Annotated in this window: 2 protein-coding genes and 2 pseudogenes; 3 read left to right on the top strand and 1 reads right to left on the bottom strand. The window is 66.2% G+C overall.

The window, feature by feature from the left end; translation table 11 throughout:
- The first annotated feature begins 289 nt into the window (after window positions 1-289).
- Both ACFU8Q_RS41235 and ACFU8Q_RS41230 read left to right on the top strand, forming a co-directional pair.
- Window positions 290-670 (top strand): antibiotic biosynthesis monooxygenase family protein, encoded by a 381-nt coding sequence (locus ACFU8Q_RS41235; protein WP_384465277.1) that lies wholly within the window; start codon window positions 290-292, stop codon window positions 668-670.
- A gap of 53 nt (window positions 671-723) precedes the next feature.
- Window positions 724-861, top strand: a pseudogene (locus tag ACFU8Q_RS41230) (IS630 family transposase); the annotation flags it as partial.
- A gap of 59 nt (window positions 862-920) precedes the next feature.
- Here ACFU8Q_RS41230 and ACFU8Q_RS41225 read toward each other — a convergent pair.
- Window positions 921-1,676, bottom strand: a complete 756-nt coding sequence (locus ACFU8Q_RS41225) for an HNH endonuclease family protein (RefSeq protein ID WP_384465274.1) — start codon at window positions 1,674-1,676, stop codon at window positions 921-923.
- A gap of 76 nt (window positions 1,677-1,752) precedes the next feature.
- Here ACFU8Q_RS41225 and ACFU8Q_RS41220 point away from each other — a divergent pair.
- Window positions 1,753-1,965, top strand: a pseudogene (locus tag ACFU8Q_RS41220) (hypothetical protein); the annotation flags it as partial.

Raw genomic sequence — 1,965 nt, 5'->3', positions numbered from 1 at the left:
GTCGCAATCCACACCGAACCCGGAAGGCCCTCACCCGTTCAAGATCCCTCAGCCGAGACCTGCATCACCCGTCCACAACCTCCCCGGACAGAACACCTAGGCCGCATCAGCCAACGTTCGCCCTGAAGTTCCCCGTGCCTTGCGCCGTTCTGTGAGCCGGTAGGCTCGTGGCCGTTTCCCGGATCTGAGGGAGAGCTCAGACGGCTTCGGTCAAGAGCCCGATCCTTCATGTATCCCCTTACAGGAAAGACGCTGGATCGTTGGGCGCATCCCGCCTTACGGTGGCGCCATGAGCGATCACTCGGAAGCGCCTGTCGCGCCCGTCGAGGCATATGAACCCCCCTACTACGTGGCTGTCTTCACTGCGGTACGAACTCAGGACCAGAGCGGCTATGGCGAGACCAACGCACGCATGGAAGACCTGGTGAAGGACGTCCCTGGGTTCCTGGGGATGGACCACGCGCAGACCCCTGGCGGGCTGGGCATCACCGTCGGTTACTTCCGCGACGCCGACGCCCTCACGGAGTGGCGGAGCAACGCCGAGCATCGCGCGGCGCAAAAGCGTGGGCAAGCAGAGTGGTACCAGGGCTACACACTGCATGTGGCGAAAGTGGAGCGGAGCTACGGGTTCTCGCGAGCGAAGGCCTCGCAGAGCCCGATAGCAGGCTGACCAACCGAAGTCACCCCCTGTCCTGGCAAGCGCCGTCCTGCCAGGCTGTCCGGGTGGCAGAACGAGTACGCGTCCGCGAGATCGATGACGACGAGGGCAAGCGTCTGCTGCGGATCATCCGCAGGGGCACCGGCTCGGTGGTGACCTGGCGGCGGGCCCAGATGGTGCTGCTGTCCGCCGCCGTACACCCGGCGCCGCATCAACTCGTCCATACGGGCAGGACCGCACCGACCACTGACATTGGGTCGGGCTACGGGGCAACTTCGTACTTCACGGTGTTCGTGCAGCCCTTGGCGAGCGTTTCCAAGGCAGTCCGTTCCTTGTCGTCCGCGGTGAGCTTCCAGCGGAGCTTTGTGCCGGTCCAGTCGGCCAGGTAGATGCACTTCGCGGACTCAGCCGGCGGCATCCACTCCGACGGATCCTTGTCCGCTTTGCTTCGGTTGGTCTTGGCCGTGACTGCGACGAGGCTGCGCTCGGCGCCGAGGTCGTTCGCGTACCGCATGCGCCGGTCCGCGTCCCATGCTGAGGCCCCGCTATCCCATGCCTCGGCGAGCGGGACCATGTGGTCGATGTCCAGCTTCCGGGCGTCGGTGACCGTGACTTCGTCGTAGTACGAGAGCCACTCTCCGCCGGCCAGGGTGCATCGAGCGCCCTGCTCAGGAGCCTTGACTGCCTCGGCAATGAGTACTTCGTTGCGGGTGGAACATGAGTCACCGTCCTCGTCGATCCAGTGGCGAAAGCTGTCACGCTTGTAGCCGGTGCGGTTCTCGTCCGCGGCCGGAATCTTCGCGATCGCCTCGGCGAGCGACAGACCGCCACCACCGGCCGGGGCACCCGGTGCGGCTGAAGGGCTGGCCCCGGCCGAGGCGTCAGGGGTGCCTGCTGAGGTGGCAGGTGCCGACGGCTTCGAATCGGACGAGCCCGACTGTGCGGCACTCGGGTTGCACGCGGCGAGAGAGGCCGCGACGAGGATTGCGGCGATGGGGGCGAGACGGCGTGCTGTCACGGAGGTACTCCAGCTGGTCAGGGGCCGATGCGTCCTCATGATCGCAGGAGCGGAGAGCTTGGTGACAGTAGATCAAATGGCGGGTGGTAAGCCTTGCTGTCCGATCGCGGCATCGGCTTCGAGGCGAGACCGCTGGCGGGCAGGCCAGGCGTCGCACGAAGCGCTGACAACGGTCGTCCGGCGCTTCATCGACCGCGGGCTGCTCACCGAGCTGAGCGCGAACCCGGACGGCTCGCTGCTCTTCACCCTGGAGGCGGTCGGTCGCGTCCTCGTGACCACCTTGCGCGAT

This window comes from Streptomyces sp. NPDC057543 (genome assembly GCF_042801895.1).
Lineage (GTDB): Bacteria > Actinomycetota > Actinomycetes > Streptomycetales > Streptomycetaceae > Streptomyces.
Note: the sequence above shows the minus strand (reverse complement) of the source record. Positions and strands in the feature narration are given on the sequence as shown.